The organism is Lacrimispora amygdalina (assembly GCF_900205965.1).
In the GTDB taxonomy this organism is placed as follows: domain Bacteria; phylum Bacillota; class Clostridia; order Lachnospirales; family Lachnospiraceae; genus Lacrimispora; species Lacrimispora amygdalina_A.
The window spans coordinates 282325-306527 of record NZ_OAOF01000002.1 but is presented as its reverse complement, the minus strand read 5'-3'; the positions used below and the strand labels follow the sequence as shown (position 1 = coordinate 306527).

The window sequence follows — 24203 nt, the reverse complement described above, 5'->3', positions numbered from 1 at the left end:
TACCCATATAATAGAACTTTGAACTTACATCTGTGTGACTTTTTGGTGAGAGATCTGTCACTTTGGGAAACGAATAGTAAATACGGCTCCCCCCTGTGGGTGGTTTTTTGCAGTAATTGTACCTCCATGCCCGGTTATAATCTTCTTGCTGAGAGAAAGGCCGATCCCGTATCCGGATGTTTTATTTTCTGTGCCGCGGTAGAACCTGTCAAACAGACAGGGTAAATCTTCTTGCTTAAAACCGGTACCGTTGTCATGAATGGAAAGTTGGGTAAAGAGGGGATTATCCGTACCGTTTATTTCAAGCTTCCCATTCTCTCCGGTATTTTCTATGCAGTTTTTGAGGATGTTCTGAACTGCTTCAGAAAGCCAGCTTATATCACCCTGTATCGTAATCTCCTTTGGTGCATGGATTTGATAATTAATATTGTGTAGTTCCATTTGAATCAGAAATGGGCGGAGTGCAGCATGAATTAAGTCGTTGAAATTCAGCTGCTCACGTTGGAATTCCACAATGCCTGCGTCTAAGCGGGATAATTTTAACAGGGTGGTAATGAGCCAGTCCATACGGAGGAGCAATCCGTCCATTTCCCGAAGAAATTCCTTCCTCTGGTTTTCGTCAGGATTATTTGCCAGCAATGACAGAATAAGATTCAAAGAAGTGAGTGGGGTTCGAAGCTGGTGGGCGATGTCCGCCAGCAAATCGGCAAGAAGCTTTTTTTCTTTTTTTAACGCTTCGTTTTGTTCCCGTATGCGCCGCGTCATCTTTGCTATCTCGCTGTGCAGTATGGAAAGCTCACCTTCGTCCGATTCGCCTATATAGAGCAGATCCGCATTGTGAAGTACAAGATCGATCTGAGCTGAAATCCGGGCAATGTTGTCATAACGGGTGTTGGTAAATGCATAAAACGCTGCACCAAATGCAGCAGCAGTGCATGCGGCGAGGATTCCTGCCCTCCAGTTGATTATAAATCCAATAATAATGGAAGCAGCCGCTATGAAAAAGAACAATACAGCAAACTGCCGAAACTCTCTATTCCGCAGCATATCCGCCTCCTAACCGATAGCCTGTCCCGCGGACAGTCAGAATAATCTGGGGATCTGCAGGATTATCCTCGATCTTCATGCGCAGACGTTTGATATACACGGTCAGTGTATTGTCATTGACAAATTCACCCGCAGCATCCCACAATTCGTCAAGCAGCATTCCCCTGGTTATAATATTTTTCGGGTTGTTGATAAACACCAGAAGCAGGCGGTATTCTAAGGCGGAAAGGAATATCTCTATGCTGTTTTTTTTCACAATGCCTGAGGCTGTGTCAACATGCAGTCCCTGAATTATAAAATCCGAATTGGAACGGCCGCTTTTTCGAAGGGCGGTCCCTATTCGGGCGACCAGCTCGCGGGGACGAAACGGTTTGGTAATGTAATCATCCGCACCCATGTTCAGACCGGTAACCACACTGGCCTCATCTCCGGAAGCCGTCAGAAAGATAACCGGAATATCCTGGGTTTCTTTAATTTCAGAGCAAACAATAAAGCCATTTCCATCAGGCAGAGAAATATCAATGAGCGCCAGGTCAAATTTATTACTGCCAAGCGCAGCGAGAGCCTCTCCCTGTGCAGATGCGTGGGTGACTGTAAAGCCTTCCGATTTCAGCAAAAGCATAAGGTTTTTAGCAATTGCCTTATCGTCTTCAACTAAAAATATACGCGGCATTCGTCTATCCTCCGATTTTTCGTTTTTTATACTATTAAGCCCTATTATATTTCTTTTGACGGGCAGTTACAAGCCGAAGTATAATTTAATAATGAAAAAATGAACCGTTAAGGGTATTAATGACTCTTAATATATAGATGCATCTAAAAAAGGAAAGGAAACAGGTTATGAACGAAGAAAAGAAGGCTTTGGTGGAACGCATGCTTGGCGGAAGCGAAGCTGCATTTGACGAGTTATACCGTTCCTGTTCCGGAAAGCTATACCGTATGGCGTATTTTATTACTGGCAACCGGTCTGACAGTGAGGACATCCTGCAGGAGACCTTTGTAAAATGCTTTCTTCACAGAGATAAATTAAGAGAACCGGAACGATTTGAACCGTGGCTCTATCAGATTCTGGTGAGAACTGCCTGGCGGGCTGAGAAAAGGAAGAAGAGCAGGTCTGAACTTTCTTTTGAAGGTATTCTGGATCAGGAGGAAGATCACATCAAAGCAGAGTGGATTGAGAAAGATGAAAGGGAGAAAGGACCGTTGGGAGCGGTTTTAGAGGCTGAAACTGCCGCACAGATCCGTGATGCGCTCAAAATGCTTGATGTAAAATACCGTACGGTGATTCTTCTGTATTACTACAATGAGTTAAGTACAAAGGAAATCGCCAGGGTAACCGGAACGATGGAAGGCACAGTGAAATCCCGACTGTTTAAGGCAAGGAAACTGTTAAAGAGTCTTCTGGAAACTGAAAACATCTCGGAAGGGGAAAAGGAGAGGGGGATTTGCCATGGCTAGGACCTCGGAGGAGAATTTAAAACGTTACATAAAGAAAGAACTGGATTCCATAACTCCGCATATGGACGATGAACGGCGGCTTATAGAAATCCATAAAAAATTAAATAAAAGGAGTAATCTTATGAAATTTCGTAAAAATAAATTAGCAGCAGCATTTACAGCAATTGTAGTTATTACCGTTTTAGGAACAGTTACAGCAGTTGCAGCAGGTAAAATCACTGGTTTAGTCAGTGGAAGCGGTAAAGTTGTAAATTCTATAACGGAATTACGTGAATTATCAAAAATTCAGATGAAAGTTTCTCCCAAAATACCTGACAATTTCAACAATGGCATGGCATTTGTAAAAGGTGATATTTCACAGGTAAAGGGAGTCGATGAAAATAATAATCAGGTTATCACCTATTCAGAAGCATACGCGGAATATGGGGAAAATCCACAGGTTACGCTGTCCAGCCATGCGCACCTGGCTGAGATTTCCGAAGGAGATCAGCCAGGCCAGAAAGAGGTCTATCAGGGCGTTGAACTGAATTCTGCTGAAACACAGTACGTATTCCTGCCGGAGGGGCAGGAGCCTTCCGAAGAAGATAAGAAACTGGAAGAAGAAGGAAAACTGATGATCAGCTATGGATCCGATCAGGAAGAACGCAAGCTGTTTAAATCAGTAAGCTGGTCCGAGAATGGAATTGATTATCTTCTGTTTACATATGAAAATGTTGAATTAAATTCTCTGAAGGCTATGGCAAAGGAAGTAATAGATACAAAGTAAGCATAATGAGCAGGCGGCTATTTCTTCTTCAAAACCTCCGCATACATCCAGCCATTGTATTTAAACAGCGACTGATCCTTCAGAATAGACATCTGTTTTCTCCAGTCTTTGGGAGTTTCTCCCATGGTGGAAAGGAAATGCCGGTTAAAGCTTGAGATGGAGTGGAATCCCACCCGCTCGGAAATATTTAAAACGGATTCTTCCGTCATGCGGAGCAGATCCGCTGCTTTTCTGATGCGGGTGGTATTTAGGTATTCTAAGGGGCTGTTACCCATGATAGAAGAAAAAAGCCTTCTGAAATGGGCAGGGCTTAAGCTGCATAAGGCAGCAAGCTGTTCCATGGGGAAGTCTTCCATATAATGATACCGGATAAATTCCAGGGCCGGTGCAATGACCAGCGCATTTTCAGGCGTCTGGTCTTTTTTCTTATGTTTTAAGGAAGCGGTTCTCATAAGATTGGCCCCCAGTGCCAGAAATAGCCCCCGGACAGCAAGCTCATAACCAGGTTCCTGCTTTTTCAGCTCTTCTATTATTTCGGAGACAATGGAGTAAATGACCGGATATTTTGTTTTTCCCATAATCATGCTTAAATGATGTTCCAAAAAGGAGAAGAGTTCAACATTATGAAGATCTGTACCAGAAAAGAATGGGTGGAGAAGCTCGCCCATATCCACAAATAAATAAGACCATTTGCTGTTGGTTCCAGGTGCGCTGTATGTGGTGTGGGGAATATCACAGGATATGGCAGTGACATCTCCGGCATAAAAGGGGAAAGTGGTATCTTCAAATTTAATGGTTCCGAAGTCCGTTTCGCATACACCGATCTCCAGGCAGTTATGGATATGGAGACGCCCGGATGGAACATCGGAGATTCTCCAATGATCTCCAGTCAGTAGAAGAACGGGAAAGTGAGCGGGTAAATCATAATCTCTGAATTCAATAACAGTTTTTTTCTTTTTAGGCATATATCCCTGATACCTCCTGGTTTCACTTCTATAATTATACATGATAACTAATTCTTATTTCAATCAATAATAATTCAATAATTGTAAAGATGATTTAAAAGAGAGCCTTAAAATAATAAAATTTGCAGGATTGCTTGAAAGATGAGGGAGAAATGCTGTAACTTTTCCATGCTCCGTAATAATAAATGATTGAAACTGCATAGTTTACAGGTTGATTTGATTGGAAACTGAATTGTGCATTTTTTATAATATAGTTATTGAAAATCGGGGAGATGGAGAAGATTATGGTTAAATCTGATATAAGGACAGATTGCTGTCAAAGAAAACAGAAAAACAGGAACCAGTTCCTTCGTTATTTGCAGCGGGACTGGCAGCTTTATGTGCTCATGGTTCTTCCCATGCTGTTTATCCTGGTATTTAAATTCCTGCCATACCAGGGGCTTACTATTGCATTTAAGGATTATAAGGTAGCTAAGGGGTATGCCGGGAGTTCCTGGGCAGGACTTTCCATCTTCCGGAAGGTTTTTGGTAAAAGAGATTTTGGTCAGGCGTTTAGTAATACCCTTCTGTTAAATATCCTGGACCTGGTATTTGGTTTTCCCATGCCGGTTATTTTAGCTCTGATTCTTAATGAAATCAAAAACAGGTATTTTAAAAGTATCATGCAGACATTGCTATATCTGCCTCATTTTCTATCCTGGGTTATTGTCGGAGGAATCGGATACTCCCTGTTTTCCGTCAGCAGCGGTGTAGTGAATGTTCTGATCAGGAATGCAGGACACAGTCCGGTGCCGTTTCTTCAGGAGAATACCTGGTGGTTAATCAGCTATGTACTCATCGGAGTCTGGCAGTCCATGGGCTGGGGAACCATTATTTACCTGGCGGCAATTACAGGTGTGAATTCCGAGCTTTATGAGGCGGCAAGAGTGGATGGTGCCGGAAGATTAAAACAGTGTATTCATGTAACACTCCCCTGTATACGAAGTACCATTGTCACACTGCTGATCATGAATCTTGGAAAACTGATGGGAGGCTCTTTTGAACGAATTTACGCTCTGGCCAATGCCAAGGCGACTGAATATACCACAACAATTCCGGTTTTGGTATACCGATGGGGAATTGAGAGCGGAAAATTCAGTGAAGCAACTGCGCTGGGACTGTTCCAGTCTGTCATTGGTCTGGCACTTGTGGTAGCGGCTGATCTTATAGCAAAACGGCTGGGTGAAGATGGTCTTATTTAAGGAGGGAAAGGAAATGAGCCGAAATCAGTATAAAAAGCCATGGTCATGGAGCAGGACGAGAAAAAAGGATTTTGTTGTTGATGTATTTTTTCATATCCTGATCTTTGTGATATCCATGACATGTCTGCTTCCCTTTATTCATATATTTGCCAAGTCCATCAGCAGGGAAGCATATGTAATTGCAAATAAGGTCTTTCTGGTGCCAATAGATATTAACTTTAATGCGTACAGGAAAGTTTTACAGGATTCATCCATTGTAAGATCTTTATATGTTTCCATAATTGTAACTGTTTCGTTTACAGCAATCGGGACATTTCTCACCATAAGTGCTGCCTATGCTTTAAGCCGGGTCCAGCTTAGGGGGAGAAAGATAATGACTTTTTTAATCATGTTTACCATGTATTTTACAGCAGGGACCATACCGGATTATTTACTGATGAACAATCTTCATATGCTGGATACCTGGTGGTGTATGATCCTTCCGTTGTCTTTTGCAGCCTATAATTTCCTGATTATGAAAAATAATTTTAAGGCTTCCATACCAGACAGCCTCATTGAGTCCGCTTTAATAGACGGTGCCAGTCATTTTAAGATATTAAGTTATATCGTGGTACCGCTTTCCAAACCCATCATAGCAACAATTTCATTGTTTTATGCTGTCGGACGATGGAATGCCTACTCCGATGCGCTGTTTTATATCAAGCAGCGGGCGGATTTACGGCCGCTTCAGCTGAAACTTTATTATCTGGTAGTTGCTGCCAGCGAATCCTTTAAGGCAGAAGGGGGAATTGCAGCCGGACAGATTACGAATCCGGAGGTCTTAAAGGCTTCCTGTATTATTTTTGCAACATTGCCCATTATCTGCGTCTATCCCTTCATTCAAAGATACTTTGTACAGGGAACCATGATAGGTGCAGTGAAAGGCTGATGATATTAGAATGATAAGAGAAGGAGGATATTCATGAGGAAAAGGGTGAGTTGGAAAAGGGCTGCTGCCTGGGGGACTGCTTTTGCAATGGCAGCAGGGCTGGCGTCCGGATGCAGCGCAAAGAAGGAGGCATCGGCTCCTGCTGGAGAAAGTAACAAGAAAGAAACCAGTCAGGCAGCAGAAACCGGAACAAAAGCGGAGGGGGAAAGTTACACGGATTACTCCAAGGGCTTTCCGGAAAACGTAACTATCAAGATTCCAGTTTATGACAGGGGCTTTGAAGGCTGGGACCCGGTGAATAATTATTACACCCGCTGGATCCAAAAAGAATTTGGAGATAAATACAATGTGACGGTCCAGTATGTGGCAATTAACAGGCAGAATGAGATTGCTGATTACATGCAGATGATTGCTGCAGGCAATGCGCCTGATATCATTTTCCATTACGACATGCCCCAGGCGGTGAACTACAATTCTGAGGGTGCTATGCAGGAACTGGACCTTGATGAAATAAAGTACTATGCACCTGACTATTATAAGAATGCAGAAAAAATAATCAATCAATACGGAAAGCTGGATGGGAAAAATACATTCTTCTTCGCACAGCGCAATCCAATTTATTATAACTGGGTGACACTCATCCGACAGGACTGGCTGGATAAAGTAGGAAAACAGAAACCTGCCACCAGAGAGGAATTACAAGAGGCAGCCAAAGCGTGGAAGGAAGCCGGGCTTGGCAAGCTGGGAGCCCAGATCGTGAATAAGAGTTATACCTATGAGTATCCATTTATCAGCACTTCACCGGACAAAAATGAATTGAATCTTTATTTGGATCTGAATGTTGCACCTCTTACCTGGAGTGCGACGAAAGCATACTTAAAAACCATGAATCAGGAATTTAATGATGGAATTCTTGATCCCGAGTTCTACTTAAATGCGGATGATGCCGCATGGAAAGCTGACTTTGTTGCTGGAAATGTAGGTACCTATTCCTTCTATATTTCTGCAAACACAGATGTGATAAACAGTTTAAAGGCAAACAATCCAGGGGCTGAAGTTTCCGTTTTAAGTCCTGCAGCCCTGTCACCCAAAGACAGCCACCCGTATTATTATAAATATCCTCCATACGGAATGATAATGGGAATCAACTCTAAAACAGATGAAGAGCAAAGAGCAGCAGTCTGGATGTTTTTAAACTGGATGTCCCAGCCTGAGAATCTCTTCTATTTACAAAACGGTGTGGAAGGTGCCAATTATACATTGGATACCGACAAAATTGCAGTACCTGTCAAGGATTTCAAAGGAGAATCCAAGCTGTCTAACAATAATAACAAGGATTACTGGTGTCTGGTTACTGAAATGACTGATTATGGCGATGATGCGAAAAATCTGAAAGCCAATACCAGGATGTTAGCTCCCGCTGGATATGAAGATCTGGTGAAACAATCCTATGATTATGCCAAGGAAGTGGAACAGTATGGACTGATCAGTCCAATTTTCACCAAGAGTGTTACATCAACAGGTGAATATGCGGCAGATTTAACTGCCATGTGGCAGGAATTTTATGTGGATATGATTACTTGCAAACCGGAGGAACTGGATGCAAAGTATGAAGCGTATTGCAAAGAATATTCAGACAACGGATATCAGGAAATTCTGGATGAAAAACAGAAGCTGATCGATTCCGGAGATTTTATTGCTCAATAAGAACATGGGGCTGTTGCAGATCTGGCATCAGCCCTTTCTAAAATCAGGGGGAGCTTCTCATGACACAATATGTTTTTTATCAGACAGAGACTGTGAAGGGAAAGGAAATCAATGTTAAACCATCCCGGTATTATAAATCCGGCGGAGGTTTTGGCTTTTTTACGGAAAAGTCTCTTAAGTCGTCCCATTCATGCAGTCTGCCGGAACTGAATACCGGATTCATTCCCAGCCCGGGTTTTCAACAGGAAATAACAGTAAGGCAAGATGAGTATGGCTGTTATGTGGATACTAAGTCCATGTTAATTCCCTTATCTTTTCAGGCGGATATAGGGGACCAGGGAAATTACCTTATGACCATTACCCTTTTTGCAAAGGAAGAAGAGAAAGAGGTCCTTTTATTTGTTGGAAGAAGACAGCTGGTCTGGCGGGGGAGTTTAAAGGCACAGGAAGAATGGAGTGGATCTTTTCCTGTTTTCATCAGCGATTTTATACCAAGAGGAGAGACCCGGCGTTTCCCTGATGAGGCTGTTAAAGTAACAGTAATCAGCCGCTCAGTCCGTTTAAAAACACTGGATATTGAAAAATGGAAAGGAAAAACCTTGTATCTTGCCGGGGATTCTACCGTGACAGATCAAAATGCCCAGTATCCATATAATCCAGTAGAGAGTTACGGAGGCTGGGGTCAGATGCTTCCCGTCTTTTTAAACGGTAATTATGCAGTTTCCAATCATGCCCATTCCGGTCTGACCACAGAAAGCTTCCGGTCAGAGGGGCATTACGAAATTCTCATGGAACAAATCAGTGAAGGCGATGTCTGTTTGTTTCAGTTCGGCCATAATGACCAGAAAGTTGATGACTTAAAAGCAGAGGGGGGATACCGGAACAACCTGATTCGGTATATTTTAGAAATACGGGAAAAAGGAGCCGTTCCCGTATTGGTGACACCGCTGGCCAGAAACAGCTGGCTGGAGAATGGTAAAATATATAATGATCTTTTAAAAGAATATGCGTGGGAGGTTATAAAAATTTCACAGAGCATGGGGGTTGTTGTTCTGGATCTGCATGAATCCAGTATGGAGTTTATAAAAGAGCATGGCCTTAAGGACTCCGGGCGCTGGTTTTATCCAACCGATTATACACATACCAATGATTATGGTGCATGGAAGATGGCTTACTTTATATGGAAAGGGCTGGCCCATGCCGGTGTGATACCACCGGAAGGGAAGGAGGCGCCTGTATGGGAGCCTCCAAAAGAAAATGACCGGTTATCAATAGTTAAAGGAGAACATTTATGAGAGAGACAGAAAAAGGAAGCTTTACTCTTCCGGGAGAATCCGGCTATGAGGAACTCACTCTTCGGCTTGCAAAACGTTGGGGAGCAGATATGATACGTGACAGTGACGGAACGGTACTGTCTGATGAGCTGACAAACGCGGGATACGGAATTTATTCCACCATCTGCCTGATCAGAGACCACAATGAATGGGCAAACGCCCATCCGGAGCAGCTTCAGCAGACCTTCCTTGTTACAGAGCCTGTATCAGGGACAGAGGGAGGCTTAACGGTGCCTTTGCTGGCAGATTTTTATAAAGACCAGTTTCGGGTCAATGAAAGCCCCGAATCCATAAAATACTGGCAGGTTTATGACCGCACGGCGAATCAGGAGATATCCCGTACTTCCTGGAACTATGATGCCAAAACCCAGTCAGTAATAATCAGTGAGACCAGACCCTTTCATGAGTATACGGTAAATTTTCTGGCATACCGGATATGGGAAGAGATCTCCATGTACAATCATGTAACCAATCACTGGGAAAAGGAGCACCTGATGCCTCTGGATCCCAGGCATCAGGAAACGAGGGACTATTTATACAGCTGGCTTAAGACGTGGTGCGAAGAGCATCCTTTTACAACTGTGGTTCGTTTTACTTCTCTTTTTTATAATTTTACATGGATATGGGGAAGCAGAGAACGAAGACGGTATCTGTACAGTGACTGGGGAGCTTATGATTTTACTGTAAGCCCGGCAGCGCTTAAAGAGTTTGAAGAGGAATATGGCTACTGCCTCGTTTCTGAGGATTTTATTAATCAGGGGAAGTTTCATGTAACCCACATGCCGCCCGGCAGACGCCAGCTTGATTATATGGCGTTTATAAACCGTTTTGTGGTGGATTATGGAAAAAAGCTGGTGGAGCTGGTTCACAGCTATGGAAAAAAGGCCAGTGTATTTTACGATGACAGCTGGATTGGTCTTGAGCCGTATCAAAGCAGCTTTAAGGAGTTTGGCTTTGATGGAATTATCAAATGCGTATTTTCCGGCTATGAGGCCCGGCTTTGTGCAGGTGTACCGGCAGAAACCCATGAATTAAGACTTCACCCTTATCTGTTTCCGGTGGGGCTGAAAGGAACTCCCACATTTGCACCGGGAGGAAATCCCACAAAGGATGCGCTGGAATACTGGAACAGAGTCCGGCGTGCAATTCTCCGCCAGAAGATTGACCGGATTGGTCTTGGCGGTTATCTCCATCTGGTAGCTGAATATCCGGATTTTTGCAGCTGTATTGAAAAAATTGCTGATGAATTCCGTTTGTTGAAAGAATTGCATGAAAAAGGAGCGGTTTACACTCTGACCATAAAAGCTGCGGTTGTTCATGCGTGGGGCAAATTAAGGTCATGGACGTTATCCGGACATTTTCATGAAACATATATGCACGATCTGATTCATATAAATGAGGCTTTATCCGGGCTTCCGGTGCAGGTGGAATTCATCAGTTTTGAAGATGTAAAAAATGGTGCTCTTAATAATGTGGATGTTCTTATTAATGCAGGAGCGTCCGGCACAGCATGGAGCGGAGGATCCGCCTGGGAAGAAGATGGTATCTTAGAGGAAATACTCCGTTTTGTTCACGCAGGAGGTGTTTTTATAGGAGTCAATGAGCCTTCTGCCTGTGACGGTCACCATACCTTTTTCCGGATGGCGAACGTATTGGGACTGGATCAGGATACCGGCGCGAGGGTGTGCCATGGACGAATGGAATATGAGGTGGAACGTGTTCCTGGACTGATACCGGATCATGCACAGGTCAAAAGCAAAAAAGGATTGTACTTAACGGATCAGGAAACCATTGTCCTGGGGGAAGAAGAAACGGAGCCGACCATCACATATCATGCTTATGGAAATGGAGCAGGAATTTATTTAAGCAGCTTCCAGTTTTCAAATTCTAATACAAGATTGCTGCTCAATCTCATGCTCTATGGCAGGAAGATGAACCTGAAACAGAAATATTTAACGGATAATCCGGAAACGGAAAGTGCATGGTATCCGGACAGCCGGACACTGGTAATTATCAATAACAGCAAAAGCCCCCAGACAGTTTCTGTAGAGACCGATTCGGAGTGTATCATGGTTTCGCTTGCCCCTTATGAAACCGTATTTCAAAAGTTATAACCCCAGTCAGAACCAAAGCGAATAACACAATTGGTTAATTGTTATGAAAAATATCAAAAAAACATTACAATTATTGTGTAAATGTGGTATAATCTGGTTGAGATAAAGACATGCTGCGGAAGGGGGACTACGTAAGATGTGGAAACGGTTAGGTAAGAAGAAAAAAATACGGGTAAAAAACAGGGTGAAGTTTACCCATCTCTCAACCAGGATTGCATGCATGGCGGGAATCATGCTGGTGGTGGTATTTGGTATTTTAATAGGTATTACATCCAGAATGACAAAACGGGCAATGCAGCAGTCAGCTTTCGGAGAACTAAAAACGCTTGCTTCAGAAAATGGAAAGGATATTCAACAGATCTTTGATACAGCACAGCAGGTTTCCAACCGGATTACTTATTATCTGGAGAATTCATCTGACAACCGAAAGCTGATGCTGGATTTAAGGATCAAGGCGGGTAATACGGCAGAACCATTTTATAAAAGCCGCGTATCTGACAAAGTAACACTGGATACCAATGGTATGAGAATTGAAGATTATATGGTTTCCACCATTCGGTCTTCCATTATGTATTCCGAGGATATTAAGGGAATCAGTATTCTGTTCGAGCAGTATGGGTTAAGTTCAGCAGCCAGAAGCTATGGTATTTATGCCGATAAGGATGGGAATGTGACCAGCAGCGGTAACTACGAAGATTATTCCGTAAAAGACTATTATCAAAAGGCTCTTGAGACGGGACAAAGAGTCATTACAGAGCCTTATGAGTCAAACGGTGAGATGATCATTACCATGGCGGTACCGGTAATTGTCAATAGCAGGACGCTCTGTGTGGTTTCCGTTGATGTGGGACTGGACCGGTTTAGCCAGGCGAAAACAGCCGCTTCTTATCCGAGCATGTATACCTTTATTTTGAATGAAACCGGAACCATCATATCGGAAAGTACGGGAAAAGGACTTGCCGGGACCAACGTTTCTGATTTTGTAACCACCCAGTCATGTAAAGACGGGATAAAAGCAGGTGCAGCAGCAGGAGAAGCCTTCCATGTAATTGACGGGAACAAAAAAGGGGAAGTGTATTACTTTTTTGAACCGATTCAGTTAAATGGCGCCATCTGGTATTCCGTTACAGCCGTCAATGCCAGGGATATGAACCGTGAGGCGGAGCGCATGGCTACCCTGATGGCTGTCATATCTGCGGCAGCGATGATCATGATTCTGTTTATGATTACTGTTGTTATAACAAAGCAGTTAAAACCCTTACATAAATTATCTGAAGCAGCGGAACAGATTGCAGATGGAAACTTAAGCGGTTTTTCTGGTGTGAAATCGGGAGATGAGATCGGTCAGACAGCCCAATCTTTTGAACGGATGTCTTCCAACTTAAAAACCATTATTGACCGGATTTCCCTTGCACTTCATGAAATTGCAGAAAACCATTTGGATTTAGATGTGGATATGGGACTTTCCGGAGATTTCTTTAAGCTGGAAGAAGCTGTTAAAAAAATCACTTTGAATTTAAACGCGGTTATGTATGAGGTAAACCAGTCGGCGGGACAGGTAGCAGCAAGCTCCGGTCAGGTAGCAGAAGGGTCTAAGGTTTTGGCTGATGGAGCAGACACTCAGGAAAAAACCATAGAGCTGCTGTCCGGATCCGTCAACCATGTTTCCGGGAATATTAAGAAACTGGCTGAAAAAGCAGGAGAAGTTTCTTATCAGGTTCAACAGACCGGAACGGAAGTGGTAAATTGTGATATGTCCATGCAGAACTTATCAAAGGCCATGGATGAAATCCGTATATCCTCTGGAGAGATTGAAAAAATCATTAAAGTGATAGAAGATATTGCTTTCCAGACCAATATACTGGCCTTAAATGCCGCTATTGAAGCAGCAAGAGCAGGAGAGTTTGGAAAAGGTTTTGCAGTGGTAGCAGGTGAAGTGAGGAATCTGGCAGCCAAAAGTACGGAGGCAGCAAAGAATACAACCGATCTCATTCAGAGCTCCATGACGGCAGTTGAGAATGGAAACAGTCTTCTTGATGAAACGGTTCAGTCCATGATGAGGGTATTAGAGGACTCAGCAATGGCGGTGGAAGCGGTGGATTCGATCTCTGCTGCAGCAGGAAAAGAAGCCAAAGCTGTGGAGGAGATAACCAAGGAGCTTGACCGGATATCACTGGCTGTTCGTAATAATTCTGCAACAGCAGAAGAAAGTGCAGTATCCAGTCAGGAGTTATCCAGACAAGCCCAGTTAATGCGTGAATTAGTGGAACGGTTCCGTTTAAGAAAAGAATAGTGGAAAAACGCAGAGCGATGGAGTTACTATTGCTCTGCGTTTTCTCTTTTTCGACAGAAAATAACAATTATTGTTTTAATCGAGTTAAAAATATATTCTGTTTTCAAATGCAATAATATATATTAAATCTAAATAAAATCATACAATTCGACAATTATCAATTTAATTATAAAAATAAATAAAATATATTGACAAATAAGGGGCGTTACGCTATAATAATGACATAACAAAGGGAAACCAGAGTTACAAAGAAGAGGAAAAATAAACGAAAGGAGGTACGGTCCACCAGAAAGAGCAGACTCGTTTCATTTGAAAAAATGAAACAAAGGCCCCCACAATCTACCGATGTGAATAACCAGTGGATACGAATAGAGTAATTCGTCTTCAGATGAATAAATAAAAGATATATTATAGAAGCTGGTTTGCAGCAACGGAGAGCGTAAAAAAATTTATATAGATCATGTTGGTACATAAGTTACTTGTAAGGAAACATGACGGAAAAGAGGTATCAATTCCAATGGACGAGATAAATAGATAGGGATATCGATGAGCATTAGTCAATCGATATCCCTATCTATTTGTGAATCAGTCATCAAGTCCTTCCAAATCAAAGGGAGGTGTATATTCTTCTCTTGCACTGCTTTTTTCCTGCATAAATCCCTGTAAAAGATCTAGTTCAATTGCTTTGTCCAGGACCTTATTGTATTCATAGGTTGTAATTCTTCTGTTAATCTCCGGATACAGAGAACTTTTGTAAAAAGGAGTATACTGGCTTAACAGACTGATATAAAACATTCCTTCAGGCAGCTCCTTTTTCATCCAGTCAAGAAGAGCCATGGAATCCTCCTTTGCTCCGGGCAGAACCATATGACGGATTATGACACCTTTTATCATTAATTTTCCGTCAGAATCAAAACTGGGAGCTCCGGTTTGAGAAATCATCTGTTTTATGGCTTCTGAGGCATGTTCAAAATAATCTGGTGCGCTGCTGTAACGTGCTGAAAGCGCACTGCTTTTGTATTTCAGATCAGGAAGCCAGATATCCACATATCCGTAAAGGGCCTTGATCGTTTCTAAGGATTCGTACCCGCCGCAGTTATAGACCACAGGGATGTCAAGCTTTGGTTTTGCCATATCCAGGGCCTTGATTACAGATGGAACATACTGTGTGGCAGTTACCAGATTAATGTTATGTGCTCCTTCATCCTGCAGCCTTAAAAATATGCGGGACAGCTGACTGGGGCTAAGCTCTCTGCCTGTATTCTCCTGACTGATGGAATGGTTCTGGCAAAAACAGCAGCGCAGGGTACAACCGGAAAAAAAGACGGTTCCGCTTCCGCGGCTTCCGCTGATGCAGGGTTCCTCCCAGTGATGGAGGGCAGCCCGGGCAGCTTTGACTGAATCGGTACAGCCACAGTATCCAACAGTCTTATGACGGTCAACTTTACAGTTTCTGGGGCAGAGACTGCATTGGTCATATAGATAATCATATTTCATAAGAGTTACTCCTGTTATTGACAAATAGATTTTAGTACTTTAATATAATAAAAAATATGCTGGAAAAAGGCAAATAAAAATGGCAGGAATGTGATAATGAAAAAACAATATAAACGTATGGAGGCATTACAATATGCCTTTCCGAAAACAGTGCCGGTAATGGCCGGGTATCTGGTTCTAGGCGCAGCATTTGGAATCTTAATGAGAGTGAATGGCTTTGGCATCATGTGGGCGCTCTTATGGAGCATTTTCGTATATGCGGGGAGCCTGCAGTATCTTGGAATTTCATTTTTTACTGCTGCGGTTAATCCATGGTACGCGTTATTCATGTCTGTAATGCTCAATGCAAGGCATTTGTTTTACGGATTATCCATGCTGGATCGGTTAAAAGGAGCCGGGAGGTTCAAACCTTATCTGATATTTTCTTTAACAGATGAGACATTCTCGGTTCTTTGCAATGAAGAGGTTCCAGATCATCTTCCGGAAGACTGGGTTTATTTTTTTATTTCTTTACTGGACCAGCTCTACTGGGTTGCAGGGACTCTTTTGGGTGCAGCTGCAGGATCCATGCTCCGGTTTGATACTGCCGGAATGGATTTCGCACTGACTGCTCTTTTTACGGTGATTTTTATTGATCAGTGGAAAGCCCGAAAGAACCGAAGGGCGGCATTGACTGGTGTTTTTTCTTCTGTTGTATGTGTTTTGATTTTTGGTAAGGATGTTTTTATTATACCTGCCATGGTTATGATTCTATCTGTTATTACAATCGGCTATCAGAAAACAAAAGATAAGGAGGTTCCGATTTGAAACAAAATTACATAAATTACGTTTTGATCACTCTGGCTATGATTGTTGCCACATTATTCACCCGGTTTCTGCCTTTTCTTTTTTTTCCGTCAGGGAAAAAGACGCCAAAATATGTTACTTATCTGAGCAATACTCTGCCATATGCAGCTATAGGCCTGCTGGTGGTTTACTGTTTGAGAGGGATTTCATTTATAGCCCGTCCTTATGGCCTGCCGGAGCTTCTTTCCATTGGTGTCATTGCATTATTGCACGTATGGAAGGGAAATTCACTGCTTAGTATTGGAGCGGGGACAGTGTTTTACATGGTATTGATTCAGACTCTTTTTTGTTAGTTATGGAACTTAAATTGTAAAGAGATATTCTTATCCTTTCGTGAAAAAAGGAGAAGGATATTTTTTTTTGTAAGAATATAGACATATGTCAATATAAAGATAATTAAAAATCAAATGTTAATTTATGCATACATTGACAAATAGTTACAAAATATCGTATAATATAATAAACCATTTACAAAATGTCATGGTTTATATTACCATTGATGAGACAAGGAGCATAAGACTATGAAGACACCGGGGGATAAGAAGTGGAATCGGAAAACCCAAAAGACAAAAAGGACTGGTCAGGGAAAGACAAAGAATGTGGGAGCATCAATTAAGGCAAAGTTGTCCGTGAAATCGCTGAAGATGAAGATGCTGATGTTTATTATAGCAATCATTCTTGGGTTATCTGTGACCAATATGATTGTCAGTATTTCAGTAAGTTTTATCGGTATTACAGATGTCGTAAAAAGTGATCTGGAATCTACCGGAAAGCTGGTAAACAATTTAGTAGTGCAGAACATAGACCAGATGAAAGTAAGTATTGAGGCAAGTGCCCAGGGGGGAAGCTTGAAGTCAATTAATTCCAGGGTAGTAACAGAATACTTAAACAATCAGTGTACTCTCTATGGTTATAAGGACCTGGCAGTAATCAGTAAGGAAGGCGTTGTTACGCGTACCGCCAGCGGAGAACACATCGGTGACAGTTTTGCAGGTGTGGATTACATAACAAAAGCATTAAACGGACAGACCACTATTTCAACGACAGAATACAACAGCAATAATGAACTGGTAATCAGAGTGGCAACACCTTATGATTTTGGAATACTGGTTGGAACCTATGACGGTGCTGTTTTAAGCAATCTGATTAAAGATTTCTCAATTGGAAAGACCGGCAATGCATTTCTTTTAGACAGTACCGGTACTGTAATCGCCGGTAATAATGCAGATCTTGTACAGCAGCGAAATAACATGATCGAGAAGGCAAAGAGTGATGCTTCTTATTCTTCCATTGGAAAGATGTTTAAGAAAATCATCTCCGGCGGAACAGATGTTGATAAATATGAATATAAGGGTGTAAGCAGATACTGCTATTATAGTCCGGTAAACGGCAGTGACGGCTGGTCACTTGGAGTGGTTGCTCCTATTAATGAGACCACTAAATCAATTTATACAGTAATATTTTTTATGGTAATTCTTCTTATAATATCCATCGCTGTAGGCTGCTTCCTGGCATTTTGGTTTGCCGGGTCCATTGCTGGTCCGGTTTCTGCAATTGCAGACAGAATGAAGCTTCTGTCAAACGGTGATTTAACCAGTGATGTACCGGTTGTCAAACGAAAAGATGAGATTGGTCAGCTGGCAGAGGAAATCGGCAATTATGTAACCAGCGTCAGAAAGTATAACAACACCATTGCAGCATCTATGGACAAGATTGCATCCGGTGATTTCAGTCCCACTGAATCTATGGATTTCAACGGCGATTATGTTGTGATTCAGGATGCAATACGTAAGGCAGAAGACATGCTTTCAAAAACCATGGAGACAATTAATATATCTGCAGATGAGGTTGCAAAGGGCAGTGCCCAGGTATCCCAGGGAGCGCAGAATTTAAGCCAGGGTGCAGTGGAACAGGCTGCTTCTGTTGAGGAATTATCCTCATCTGTTAATGAAATTTCAAATAGTCTTTTAAGTACAGCTAAGACAGTAGAAGGAATTAATACTCAGGCCGGCAGGGTTGGTAAGGCCATGGAAGACGGCAATGCACAGATGCAGGTTATGATGCAGTCCATGGGTCAGATCAGTCAGAAATCCAAAGAGATTGAGAAGGTTAATAAACTGATAGAAGATATTGCCTTCCAGACCAATATTCTTGCACTGAATGCAGCAGTTGAGGCAGCAAGGGCAGGAGAAGCAGGAAAAGGTTTTGCAGTGGTAGCCGATGAGGTGCGTAACCTGGCAGGCAAGAGTGCTAATGCTGCAAAAGATACTTCAAGCCTGGTTGCTGATACCATTTCAGCAGTCGAGAAGGGTACCGGAGTGGCTTCTTCCACAGGAGAATCATTAAATGGTATTCTTATGGAGACAAGAAGTATGGTTACTGCCATTGAAAAGTCTGCTGATGAGCTGCAAAAGCAGAGTGATAAGGTGACACAGGTAACCGTGGGAATCGAGCAGATCTCTTCCGTAGTTCAAAGCAACTCTGCCACAGCAGAGGAAAGTGCTGCAGCCAGTGAAGAACTTTCTGGCCAGGCAGAGAATTTACGGGAATTAATGAGTAAGTTCCGCCTTCACTAAAAAGTAACAGAATTTCAAACAATAAATAGGGGGCTGTCATGCTAAGTAATTAGTACGACAGTCTCTTTTACTTTGAACAGGGTTCCGATAAGATGATAATCTACAGGTGCATAAATATATAAAATCTGCTATAATAAAAAAAGCTGGTTACTTCCCAGGATTGCTTGGAAGTATAATAAGAGAGGGGAATGCGGTGAACGTGGGACTATGGGGGACAAAAAGGCTGCATGAGAAGTGGCTTTCTTTTACGTTAAAGCAGAAGATTAAGACAATCGCAGCCATGGTCATTCTGATCGTGGCACTTTCCATTATATTTAATATTGTAATACTGGATTTTGCGTTAAATGGATTCAATCAGATTCTGGAGGATAATTCCATGTGCCATGATTATCAGGCAGCTATGGAGGAGGAAGCCACCGCGTTTAAAAATTATGTGAGAGACCGTTCCGACGAGAGCAGGACCTTGTATGAATCTGCATGCAACAGGACGAAACGAAGTGTATCTGAGCTGCCTTTTGACTATGACAGGGTGGGAAAAGAGCGGTATTCCATAACCTGGTCAATACGGAATGGTTATGAGAACTACAGCAAGTGGCGGGATTTATTTCTTGTGGGTAAAGATGAAAACGGATTTTCCATTACCCAGTATATCAATGAACTGTATCGGATTTACCGGATGCAGGATTATCTGTCGGACTACGGAAAGCGTCTGGTTCAGAGCACGTTAAGGGAAGGAACAGACGCTTATCATGCCAAGGTTCCGATTTTGTACCGTTTTCCGGTAATAATCCTGATTCTGGCTGTATTGAGTATCAGCGCTACCTATTACGTCAGCCGCATGATGCACCGTGACATGGTGGTTCCTGTGGTTCGCCTGGCGTGTATATCAAGGAAAATAGCAGGGAATGATTTCAGCAATGAGGATGTGATAGTGGACAACCAGGATGAGATCGGAGAACTCGTCCGAGCGTTCAATATGATGAAACATGCCACCAGTCAGTATATTACCACTCTGAAAGAGAAAAATGAAATGGCGGATCTCCTGCATAAAGAGGAGATAGAAAAAATGGAGATAGAAAAAAGGCTTGATGCCACTAAGCTGGAGCTGTTAAAAAACCAGATTAATCCTCATTTTTTGTTTAACACCTTGAATATGATTTCCTGTATGGCGAAGCTGGAGGATGCAGGTACAACTGAACGTATGATTGAGTGTCTTGGCAATTTGTTCCGGTACAACTTAAAGACTCCTGAATCGGAGGTGCTGTTAAAGAAAGAGCTTCAGGTCGTGAGTGATTATATGTATCTGCAGCAGATGCGGTTTGGCAGCAGACTGCATTATGATATTCAGTGTCTGGCAGACAGCAGCAGGATTATGGTACCTACCTTTACGCTTCAGCCTTTGGTAGAGAATGCGGTAGTACACGGCATTTCAAAGAAGGAAGTTGGGGGAAGCATACGCATAAGGATATGGGAAAAGGACCAGAAATTGATAATATCGGTTGCAGATACCGGGGTAGGTATGAGTGAGGAGAGCTTAAAAGAACTGAGAGAGGCACTGGCTGTTCATTCCACTTCCAGGGTAGGAATCGGAGCAGGTAATATCTACCAGAGAATTCATCGTATGTACGATGATGGTGATTTTCAAATATACAGCAGACTGGGGCATGGAACAGCAGTCCTTCTTACCATACCGGTCAGACTGTAAAGAGGGAGCTTATATGTATCGGGTATTGATTGCAGATGATGAATTAATAGAAAGAAAAGTACTGTATAAAACACTGACAAAGGAACTGGGTGACCAGTGTGACATCTGGCAGGCGGAAAATGGCCGGGAGGCATTGGAACTGTTTGATGAACACGATATACAGATTGCGGTGCTTGATATAGAGATGCCGGGAATTAACGGCATTGAAGCGGCACAGGAGATGCGGCGCCGGAAAAAACAGTGCAGTATCATTTTCCTGACCGCTTTTGATGATTTCTCTTATGCAAAGAAAGCCATTGGAATCCGGGTTCTTGACTATCTGTTAAAACCCTGTAAGAAAGAGGAACTGATCAGTGTTCTGGATGAGGCAATGCGTCTTGCTGATAAGGCAGAGCTGGAAGAGAAGGAAGAGGAAGTGACGGAGACGGCAGAACCCGTTCTTTTTAAACCTGCTGCTGAGTTGAATACAGGCGATGGACAGGTGAGACTCCATAAGGTAGCAGAAGCCATACGAACCTACATGGAAGAGAATTATGTCAGGGAGCTGTCCATGCAGGAGGTTGCCAGAGTAATGAATTATTCAGAGGCCTATTTTTGTAAATTATTTAAACAGTGTTTTGATAAAAATTTTACAACATACTTAACAGAATGCAGAGTGGAAGCTGCGAAAAAGCTTTTAAAAGAACCTATGGTGAATATAAAGGATGTGGGAGAGGCTGTAGGTTATAATGATTCCAATTATTTTGCCAAGGTATTTAAACGGGTAACAGGTATCAGTCCCACGGAATACCGTATGAGCATTTTTAACAGGAAATAAGTTAGGAGGAAGGGGCTATATGAGAAGAGAACTACTAGGTTTGTTGCTTGCTGCTGGTATGGCGGTAGTTCTTTCCGGCTGTAAAAAACCAGACCAGACTGCTGAGAATGGAAGTTCATCCAGTGACAGGACAGCAGCGGTGGAGGGAGCAGGAAAAGGGATGTGGGAAAGCCCGGAATTTGTATTTACCTATGCAGAAAATCAGGCGGAAGATTATCCTACCACCCAGGGGGCTTATAAATTTGCGGAACTGATCAGTCAGAAAACCAATGGAAGGATCTTAATTAATGTCCAGGCAGGTGGAATATTGGGGGATGAGAAGTCTGTATGTGAGCAGCTGCAGTTTGGGGGAATTGATTTTATGCGGATCTCTCTCTCCCCTCTGTCCGAGTTTGTTCCGAAACTGAATGTACTTCAGCTGCCCTATCTTTACCGGGATGCAGACCATATGTGGCAGGTGCTTGATGGGACGATTGGAAAGGACTTCATGAATTCCTTTGAAGGCTCTGATCTGGTTCCTCTGTCCTGGTATGATGCAGGCGCCAGAAATTTTTACAGTTCGGTACGTCCAATCAGAAAGCTGGAGGACATAAGGGGGCTTAAGATCCGCGTTCAGGAGTCGGAAATGATGATTGGAATGGTGGAAGCTCTGGGTGCAAGTCCTGCACCCATGCCTTATGCAGAAGTATATTCTGCGCTGCAGACAGGCACTATTGACGGCGCAGAGAATAACTGGCCTTCCTATGAATCTACCAGTCACTATGAGGTGGCAAAATATTACACGCTTGACGAACATAACCGCGTACCGGAAATGCAGCTCTGTTCTCAGCCGACCTGGGACAAGCTGTCTGAATTTGACCGGAAGATCATCAAGGAATGTGCATTGGAGTCAGCGGAATATGAAAGAAGGCTGTGGTCTGAACGGGAGAAGGAATCAGAGAAAAAGGTCCGGTCAGAGGGTTGTCAGATAATAGAGTTATCGCCGGAAGAGAAACAGAAATTTCAGGATGCGGTAAAGCCGATGTATCAGCGATACTGCAGTGATTATATGGATATTGTGGATGCCATTATTGAAACAGGCAGATAAAAAGGAAAACCCAGACAGATATCTTTTGGAACTGTCTGGGTTTTTCTGTGAGATTACTGTTTTTTATCTTTTACCTTTGCTTTTGGCAGATAAGGGTAGAGATCCTGATAAGATTCCAGTTCTTCTTCTGATACCGGTTCTGCAGGAATCAGTCCGGTTAAATCGGTAGAGGAACAGGCTTGAATATCAATATCATAATTATTTTTTGCAGTGATACGGTCGGAAGACTTTGTGGTTTTTTCATTTTTTTCAGATTTCATATTTTATCTCCTTTCAGTGCAGTTAGGAATCTCATTGTTTTAGTGTGGAGAATTCTGTTGGAAATATTCATGGTTTCTTTCAGTTCCCTTTTGAGTTATAAATATATTAATGGCAATTTGTCATAAGCAGATTTACAGGGGGGAAAATTATGAGTATAGCCTTTTTGATTGATGATAAGACGGATTTGATCGTATTATATCCGAAAATCAGGAGTATGGTGAATCTGGAAAAGATGAAATATTCTGCTATTTTTAATGGAAAATTTTTTGCTCTTACGATCAGGGAGATTTATTATCTGGAATCCTATGACAGGAAAGCAAGTCTCGTATTAAAAGAAGGAAGAATACGAATAAAAGCGAGATTGAATGAAGAAGAAAGAAAACTTCCAAAAGAGTGGTTTGTCCGGATCAGCCGTCATAATATCATAAATATGCATCATGTCAGATCTGTAAATGATGAAAAGGTGGAAATAATCAATGGAGATATTCTGTATGTCAGCCATAACAGAAAGAAGATGTTTCAAAAAGAATACAGGCTATTTTTGGAATTTTATAACCGGCTGGTGTAAATAGAACGAAAAACGCAATGAAAATGGAAAAAGACGCACACCCCATTGTCAGGGCTGGCTGCAGATGCTATTGTTAATGTAACAGAAGTGATACAAATTTATTTGTGGATTCTTCCTCGGCAGTTCTTATCTAAATTAAAACCTATCTTACGAAAGTCTTTATGCAGGCAGCGGAAATTCAGCCGATTCCGTTGTCTGCATCTTCTTTTTATTCATACTACCGGCATATCTTTGGAAAATTCTTCTAATATGCAGAAACGTCTGTAAATCTTCCTGAAGATTACGGCTGAGAATAAAAGAAGTATAATGCCTGATGTGAATAAAATACGGCTAATGAAAAAGGCTCTGGGACGTATTAGAAAAGGAGACCCCATTGCGTTTATCTCCTCTTCACTATATCCTGCCTCAGATAAATAGCTATGAAAATAGGGAATAAGATTCCGATCCATAGGGATGATTTCACCGTCAATAAATATTTTTAAATTTGGCTTTGGACCACCTTTGAGAAATGAATAAGTTTCCTCTGTCAGCTTGTCAAATGCCATAATGTGGCTTCTGTCAGTTTTCAACCCCAGATATCCGCTGTTGAATGGAATGATATAATAATTTCCTGAATTTTTCCTGGGAATGATGAATCCTTCGCTGTTTTTCTCGTAAGTATTATCGGATGCAAAATAGTCAAGCGCATAGATCACATCCCCTTTTATGTGGCTCCCGGTTTTAATTTCTTTCCCTTCTAAAAGATCTTCGAAGGTGACAGGAGGGAGAAAAGATGTGATAAAACCAGAGAAAGAGAACAATATGAGAATCATACCTGCTGCAAAAAACACTAGTACTCTGCTGCTTAAGGAATATATTAATTTTTTCATCGTTTTATAAACTCCTTCTCCTAAGTCTATACTAAAATATGGTAACAAAAATACAAAAAATGTCAATATCTAAGAATGAATGAAACCAAATTGTAGAAAAAACGGTTTTGTAAAACGTTTAACA

Annotated in this window: 21 protein-coding genes; 15 read left to right on the top strand and 6 right to left on the bottom strand. The window is 42.2% G+C overall.

What is annotated here, in order from left to right; genetic code table 11:
- Positions 1-57 precede the first annotated feature (57 nt).
- Entirely contained in the window at positions 58-1047 is a 990-nt protein-coding gene (locus CRO04_RS04160) for a sensor histidine kinase (RefSeq protein WP_097002963.1), read from the bottom strand.
- On the bottom strand, positions 1034-1720 hold the full coding sequence (locus CRO04_RS04155) for a response regulator transcription factor (protein WP_097002962.1): 687 nt from the start codon (positions 1718-1720) through the stop codon (positions 1034-1036). Before CRO04_RS04155 ends, CRO04_RS04160 begins: the two co-directional genes overlap by 14 nt.
- Positions 1721-1887: 167 nt before the next feature.
- On the opposite strand from CRO04_RS04155, the gene CRO04_RS04150 reads away from it, so the two are divergent.
- Together CRO04_RS04150 and CRO04_RS04145 are read left to right on the top strand one after the other, a co-directional pair.
- Positions 1888-2505: an RNA polymerase sigma factor gene (locus CRO04_RS04150; protein WP_097002961.1), complete on the top strand. Its 618-nt coding sequence runs from the start codon at positions 1888-1890 to the stop codon at positions 2503-2505.
- Positions 2498-3271: a hypothetical protein gene (locus CRO04_RS04145; protein WP_097002960.1), complete on the top strand. Its 774-nt coding sequence runs from the start codon at positions 2498-2500 to the stop codon at positions 3269-3271. The genes CRO04_RS04150 and CRO04_RS04145 overlap by 8 nt, the downstream gene beginning before the upstream one ends.
- Before the next feature lie 17 nt (positions 3272-3288).
- Here CRO04_RS04145 and CRO04_RS04140 read toward each other — a convergent pair whose 3' ends face one another.
- Positions 3289-4236: a helix-turn-helix transcriptional regulator gene (locus CRO04_RS04140; RefSeq protein WP_097002959.1), complete on the bottom strand. Its 948-nt coding sequence runs from the start codon at positions 4234-4236 to the stop codon at positions 3289-3291.
- Positions 4237-4520: 284 nt separating this feature from the next.
- On the opposite strand from CRO04_RS04140, the gene CRO04_RS04135 reads away from it, so the two are divergent.
- From CRO04_RS04135 to CRO04_RS04110, 6 genes are all read left to right on the top strand, one after another.
- Complete coding sequence (locus CRO04_RS04135) at positions 4521-5477, top strand: ABC transporter permease (protein WP_097002958.1); 957 nt, start codon at positions 4521-4523, stop codon at positions 5475-5477.
- A 13-nt stretch (positions 5478-5490) separates the two neighbouring features.
- The gene (locus CRO04_RS04130; protein WP_097002957.1) at positions 5491-6405 is read left to right on the top strand and encodes a carbohydrate ABC transporter permease; all 915 of its coding nucleotides are present in this window, start codon (positions 5491-5493) and stop codon (positions 6403-6405) included.
- 33 nt (positions 6406-6438) lie between these two features.
- A complete protein-coding gene (locus CRO04_RS04125) occupies positions 6439-8112 on the top strand; it encodes an extracellular solute-binding protein (protein ID WP_097002956.1) in 1674 nt (557 codons plus the stop codon).
- Between the two features lie 59 nt (positions 8113-8171).
- Positions 8172-9407, top strand: coding sequence for a rhamnogalacturonan acetylesterase (locus CRO04_RS04120; protein ID WP_097002955.1), 1236 nt, complete (start codon positions 8172-8174; stop codon positions 9405-9407).
- Entirely contained in the window at positions 9404-11560 is a 2157-nt protein-coding gene (gene gnpA, locus CRO04_RS04115) for a 1,3-beta-galactosyl-N-acetylhexosamine phosphorylase (RefSeq protein WP_097002954.1), read from the top strand. Before CRO04_RS04120 ends, gnpA begins: the two co-directional genes overlap by 4 nt.
- Before the next feature lie 136 nt (positions 11561-11696).
- Positions 11697-13853: a methyl-accepting chemotaxis protein gene (locus CRO04_RS04110; RefSeq protein WP_097002953.1), complete on the top strand. Its 2157-nt coding sequence runs from the start codon at positions 11697-11699 to the stop codon at positions 13851-13853.
- A gap of 585 nt (positions 13854-14438) precedes the next feature.
- Here the strand turns inward: CRO04_RS04110 and CRO04_RS04105 are convergent.
- On the bottom strand, positions 14439-15350 hold the full coding sequence (locus CRO04_RS04105; protein ID WP_097002952.1) for a radical SAM protein: 912 nt from the start codon (positions 15348-15350) through the stop codon (positions 14439-14441).
- 96 nt (positions 15351-15446) lie between these two features.
- On the opposite strand from CRO04_RS04105, the gene CRO04_RS04100 reads away from it, so the two are divergent.
- From CRO04_RS04100 to CRO04_RS04075, 6 genes are all read left to right on the top strand, one after another.
- Positions 15447-16157, top strand: coding sequence for an AzlC family ABC transporter permease (locus tag CRO04_RS04100; protein ID WP_097002951.1), 711 nt, complete (start codon positions 15447-15449; stop codon positions 16155-16157).
- Positions 16154-16489 carry a branched-chain amino acid transporter permease gene (locus CRO04_RS04095; protein ID WP_097002950.1) on the top strand — a complete coding sequence of 112 codons (336 nt, stop codon included), beginning with the start codon at positions 16154-16156 and terminating at the stop codon, positions 16487-16489. Before CRO04_RS04100 ends, CRO04_RS04095 begins: the two co-directional genes overlap by 4 nt.
- Before the next feature lie 228 nt (positions 16490-16717).
- The gene (locus CRO04_RS04090; RefSeq protein WP_097002949.1) at positions 16718-18772 is read left to right on the top strand and encodes a methyl-accepting chemotaxis protein; all 2055 of its coding nucleotides are present in this window, start codon (positions 16718-16720) and stop codon (positions 18770-18772) included.
- 193 nt (positions 18773-18965) lie between these two features.
- Positions 18966-20477: a sensor histidine kinase gene (locus CRO04_RS04085; RefSeq protein ID WP_242974328.1), complete on the top strand. Its 1512-nt coding sequence runs from the start codon at positions 18966-18968 to the stop codon at positions 20475-20477.
- Between the two features lie 13 nt (positions 20478-20490).
- Entirely contained in the window at positions 20491-21294 is an 804-nt protein-coding gene (locus tag CRO04_RS04080; protein WP_097002948.1) for a response regulator transcription factor, read from the top strand.
- Between the two features lie 19 nt (positions 21295-21313).
- Positions 21314-22381: a TRAP transporter substrate-binding protein gene (locus CRO04_RS04075; RefSeq protein ID WP_097002947.1), complete on the top strand. Its 1068-nt coding sequence runs from the start codon at positions 21314-21316 to the stop codon at positions 22379-22381.
- Between the two features lie 53 nt (positions 22382-22434).
- Here the strand turns inward: CRO04_RS04075 and CRO04_RS04070 are convergent, their stop codons facing one another.
- Complete coding sequence (locus CRO04_RS04070) at positions 22435-22641, bottom strand: hypothetical protein (protein ID WP_097002946.1); 207 nt, start codon at positions 22639-22641, stop codon at positions 22435-22437.
- A 149-nt stretch (positions 22642-22790) separates the two neighbouring features.
- Here CRO04_RS04070 and CRO04_RS04065 point away from each other — a divergent pair, with 149 nt between their 5' ends.
- Positions 22791-23210 carry a LytTR family DNA-binding domain-containing protein gene (locus CRO04_RS04065; protein ID WP_097002945.1) on the top strand — a complete coding sequence of 140 codons (420 nt, stop codon included), beginning with the start codon at positions 22791-22793 and terminating at the stop codon, positions 23208-23210.
- A gap of 212 nt (positions 23211-23422) precedes the next feature.
- On the opposite strand, the gene CRO04_RS04060 is transcribed toward CRO04_RS04065, so the two are convergent.
- Positions 23423-24079, bottom strand: coding sequence for a DUF6709 family protein (locus CRO04_RS04060; protein WP_097002944.1), 657 nt, complete (start codon positions 24077-24079; stop codon positions 23423-23425).
- Positions 24080-24203: the final 124 nt, after the last annotated feature.